4 protein-coding genes and 1 pseudogene are annotated in these 4,406 nt (G+C 44.4%); 2 read left to right on the top strand and 3 right to left on the bottom strand.

Translation table 11 applies throughout. From position 1 onward, the window contains the following. Positions 1-114, bottom strand: a pseudogene (locus F6K38_RS35690) (alcohol dehydrogenase); the annotation flags it as partial. A gap of 2 nt (positions 115-116) precedes the next feature. Between F6K38_RS35690 and F6K38_RS35685 the strand changes: the two are divergent. Together F6K38_RS35685 and F6K38_RS35680 are read left to right on the top strand one after the other, a co-directional pair. Further along, the gene (locus tag F6K38_RS35685) at positions 117-326 is read left to right on the top strand and encodes a hypothetical protein (protein WP_287359791.1); all 210 of its coding nucleotides are present in this window, start codon (positions 117-119) and stop codon (positions 324-326) included. A 397-nt stretch (positions 327-723) separates the two neighbouring features. Continuing rightward, positions 724-1,083, top strand: a complete 360-nt coding sequence (locus tag F6K38_RS35680) for a four helix bundle protein (RefSeq protein WP_287359790.1) — start codon at positions 724-726, stop codon at positions 1,081-1,083. 541 nt (positions 1,084-1,624) lie between these two features. On the opposite strand, the gene F6K38_RS35675 is transcribed toward F6K38_RS35680, so the two are convergent. Continuing rightward, on the bottom strand, positions 1,625-3,694 hold the full coding sequence (locus F6K38_RS35675) for a pentapeptide repeat-containing protein (RefSeq protein WP_287359788.1): 2,070 nt from the start codon (positions 3,692-3,694) through the stop codon (positions 1,625-1,627). 431 nt (positions 3,695-4,125) lie between these two features. Continuing rightward, a partial coding sequence (locus F6K38_RS35670) for a pentapeptide repeat-containing protein (RefSeq protein WP_287359786.1) occupies positions 4,126-4,406 on the bottom strand: 281 nt, incomplete at its 5' end.

The raw sequence follows: 4,406 nt of genomic DNA, 5'->3' as shown, positions 1-4,406 counted from the left end.
GTTGCATATCCCCGCACGCAACACCCGCACTAAGGCTTCATCAGAGGGTGGTGATGGCACAGGTAGGTCAGTGCGCAGTTGCAGTTGCTGGTTTTCGAGCCAGAGTCCTTTCATTGTTGGTTGTTGTAACAAGATTAGAGAAATTGCTTCCTATTTCTTATCTTAGCGATCAGCAGTCAGCAGTCAGCAGTCAGCAGTCAGCCTTCAGCCTTCAGCCTTCAGCCTTCAGCCTTCAGCCTTCAGCCTTGGCCTTGGCCTATGGCCACGCTACGCGAATGGCCACGCTACTTGAGGTGCGGTCAGTGGTCAGTGGTCAGCTAAGGTAACTCAGATTAAACTAATGCTTACCTGCTTTTATTAAAAAACTGATTTCAGCAGTCAGCAGTCAGCAGTCAGTGGTCAGCCGTCAGTGGTCAGCGGTCAGCCGTCAGTGGTCAGCGGTCAGCCGTCAGTAGTCAGTAGTCAGCCGTCAGTAGTCAGCCGTCAGCCTTTAGCCTTTAGGTAAAAACTGAAAACTGATAGCTAATAGCTGATCGCTGATCGCTGATCGCTGATCGCTGAAACCTGATAGCTGAAACCTGATAGCTAAAAACTGAAAACTGAAAACTGATAGCTGATAGCTGAAGACTGATAGCTGAAAACTGATAGCTGATAGCTGATAGCTGATAGCTGATAGCTGATAGCTGAAACCTGATAGCTGATAGCTGATAGGAGCATTCAATATTGAGAGATTTTAAAAAATTGAAAGTTTGGGAAAAAGCCCATCACCTGACGTTATCTGTTTATAAGGCAACCCAAGTATTTCCGAAGGAAGAACTTTATGGGTTGACAAGCCAAATCCGTCGCTCTTCCGCTTCAATACCTGCCAATATTGCCGAGGGATGTGGTAGAAACGGAAAAGCCGAACTAGCCCGTTTTCTTCACATTGCTATGGGTTCAGCAAGTGAACTTGAATATCATCTGTTACTAGCTTACAATCTTAACTTACTCAAAGCCAAAGACTATGAATTCCTGGCAGCAGAAGTAACAGAGATTAAACGCATGCTGACCTGTTTTATTCAAAAGCTGAAAGCTGAAAGCTGATAGCTGTCAGCCGTCAGCCGTCAGCGGTCAGCGGTCAGCGGTCAGCGGTCAGCGGTCAGTAGTCAGCCGTCAGCCGTCAGCGGTCAGCGGTCAGCCGTCAGCGGTCAGTAGTCAGCGGTCAGCCGTCAGCGGTCAGTAGTCAGCCGTCAGCGGTCAGCGGTCAGCGGTCAGCCTTCAGCGGTCAGCCGTCAGCCTTGGCCTTGGCCTATGGCCACGCTACGCGAATGGCCACGCTACGCGAACAGCAGACGTAACAAAGATTCAAGCAATACTTACCTGTTTTATTCAAAAGCTGAAAACTGAAAGCTGATAGCTGTCAGCCGTCAGCCGTCAGCCGTCAGCCTTTAGCCTTTAGCTGAAAACTGATAGCTGAAAGCTGAAAGCTGAAAACTGATAGCTGAAAACTGATAGCTGAAAGCTGATAGCTGTCAGCCGTCAGCCTTTAACTGATAGCTGATAGCTGAAAACTGAAAGCTGATAGCTGATAGCTGATAGCTGATAGCTGATAGCTGATTACTGATAGCTGATAGCTGATAGCTTACTAAACTTCTGTCCAGCCATCAATTGTAGCCATCAAAATATTCACCAAAGGATGATCGATAGCTTCCTTGAAAGCTTCTACTCCTCCTGCTTTCAGGGCATTTATCACCTTGGCTTTTAGGGTTGGGTTAGTCTCAATTTGGTCAATAACTTCACCTACAACTATCATCTTCTCTTTGTTGGTTGTAGTGGGATTATTCTGGGATAGTTGGTTGAGGAGTTGCTGGATTTCTGCTGCTGCTTCGGCTAGGTTTTGGGTTGGCTCTGATGTCAAATTATTAGTAATGTTAAATTCTTGTCTAGCCTTGTCGTTGGCAATAGCAACAGGAGAACCATTAGTGTTGCTATTGTTTATCTCAAAATTACGTGAATTATCTGACATATCACTCTCCGCTTTAGCTGTATTTGTAAAATTAACTATAGGATTCGATGACTGGTTGCTCAAACCGTCTATAATCTCCTTGAGATCATTAATTTCGCGAGTTTTAGCTTCTTGTTTACCCTCTAGAAAAGCAATTTTTTTCTCTGCTTCCAACCTAGGTTCATAAACTTGTAAAAATTGTTTTTGAACTTTACCTTTATCTGTGGCTTCTGGAACTTCCAAGGTAAGTAAAACATCATTGCCTTTCTTTTCAATACCTTGAATCGAATCACTAGTAATTTCAGTATTTTCCGCCATTATTTTCTGAAAGGCTTGACGAAATGCTTCTTGATTCACACCATTACGTAGCAGAATTTGCACGGTATTCATAATTTTGTTATAGAGCTTTTCAAAATCTCCTGGTTGGAAAACCTGGTCAGGATCATGGGGACGACGCTCTCGACTTCCTTGAGAATTGGGCTTCTCTAGTAAAAAGACATACTGACAATCAATGTTAGTTAACGTAGTTGTTGAGTCAATATTCCACGCTTCTAAACAAGCTCCGGTTAAATAAGCATGAGTAAAATCAGTACCAACGCAATTAGCTTCAGTTAAAATAGCCCATTCTAAATTAGCATCCTCTAAGGTGGCTTCGCTAATATCAGCTAGTTTGAGATTAGCCTTATTTAAATTAGCCCCTTTTAAATTTGCCCCTCTGAGATTGGCATTACTATAATTATTATTATAACCATAACCACTTATCAATAATTCTCTGACAGCTGTATCAGCTAAGAGAGTTTTACCTGGTCTAGCTCGGTCAAGTTGAATAGTATTTTGCCAACAGGTACGAGTAAGCGTAGCTTCTCTTAAATCTGTACTTTTGAGGGTAGCCTCTGTAAAGTCAGCATCGGTTAAATCGGCTTTGTAAAAACTGGTACCTCCTGTAGCAGCAAAGGCAATAGCAATAGTACGAATCCAGGCATCTCGGGGGTCCCCTTTTAGAGCACGCCAGCCTAGGTAAGCACCAATTAATAGTAATACTAAGGCTATGGCTAAGGCTAAGGCTATGTCTACGGGTCCCGTTAAGCTGAAGGTGCTGGCCATGGCGCTGGGGAAGGCGCTGGGGAAGACGAAGGCGCTGGCGATAGCGAAGGCGATAGCAATGGCAAAGGTGAAGGCGCTGACCCTGGCAATGGCAAAGACGAAGGTTATGGTGATGGCGAAGGCGAAGGCGCTGGATCTGGCGAAGGCATTGGGGAAGGCGCTGGGTAAGGCGCTGGCGATGGCGAAGGCGCTGGCCATGGCGCTGGCGCTGGCGACTCCTGCTCCGAGCCCTTGACGCAGGATAACACTATATACTATAGTTAGTGTGATCAAAGCTATCCAACCGAACACTTGCTTTTCTAAGTTGTTATCAAAGATTAACCCTACTACCCCCCCAGCAAGTAGGGAGGCAATTCCTGATACTCCTGAAACTATCAATGAAACTAACAGAATAACAGTTACCCACCGTTTTTGTAATCCAGCTTTGGCCTTACAGAACTTAGTTCCGGTTAGATTAGCATTCTTAAAGTTTGTTCCCCTAATATCAGTTTCACTAAAATCCGCCCCTGAAAGGTTTTCCCCCTGGAAAGACTGACCTCTGAGATTTACCCTGCGGAAATCCCTTTGTCCTTCTGCATATCTTTTTAGAACTTCATTAGCTTTCATTAGTCGTTAGAGCAGGGTAAACCAGTCTTATGTTGAAACGCCTACTGGATATTAGATTAATAATCTAAGCATTGGTTCTTAGATTATTTTTGCTTATTAATTTAGATGCATTACCCTGACTTAGCGATTATACTCCCGACGAAGGAAAACCTGAGTAAGAGAGTCTTTATTATAAACTGATTCAATGTAATCAATTAGAATTGTATCAGAAATCCTAATTGATTACATGACTATTTCTCAGCGAAAATACTTAAAATCCTGAGCGAAAACACTTAACAAATAAAAAAAACTATAGCGCTATATCAAGGGGATAAGGAAAGAGAGGGAAGTGTGGGGATTAGTGTCAAGGTTATTATCAGCTAACCGCTGACGGCTGATGGCTGTTCGCGTAGCGTGGCCTACGGCCTACGGCTGACCGCTGATAGCTTACCTTAGCTCTGTCTAGCCAAGTCAAGTTCACTAGTATTATCCAAACACGTACCAGTAAGATTAGCCTTTCTTAAATCTGTACTTTTGAGGGTAGCTCCGGTAAAGTCAGCATCGGTTAGGTCAGCATTGTAAAAGCTAGTACCCCCTGTAGCCGCAAATGCGATCGCAGTACTCCGAATCCAGGCATGTTTAGGGTCTTCGGTGAGAGCACCCCAGCCCAGGTAAGAACCAAGTAACGCCAAGAGGAAGGCCAAGGTTCCACCTATGGCAGAGGCCAGGTCGA

Source organism: Moorena sp. SIO3B2 (genome assembly GCF_010692525.1).
Classification (GTDB): domain Bacteria; phylum Cyanobacteriota; class Cyanobacteriia; order Cyanobacteriales; family Coleofasciculaceae; genus Moorena; species Moorena producens.
This window is presented reverse-complemented; position numbering and strand designations above follow the sequence as displayed.

Excerpts from the sequence above, each read along its gene's own strand:
- F6K38_RS35675 (WP_287359788.1), bottom strand. The coding sequence starts at position 3,694 with ATGAAAGCTAATGAAGTTCTAAAAAGATATGCAGAAGGACAAAGGGAT.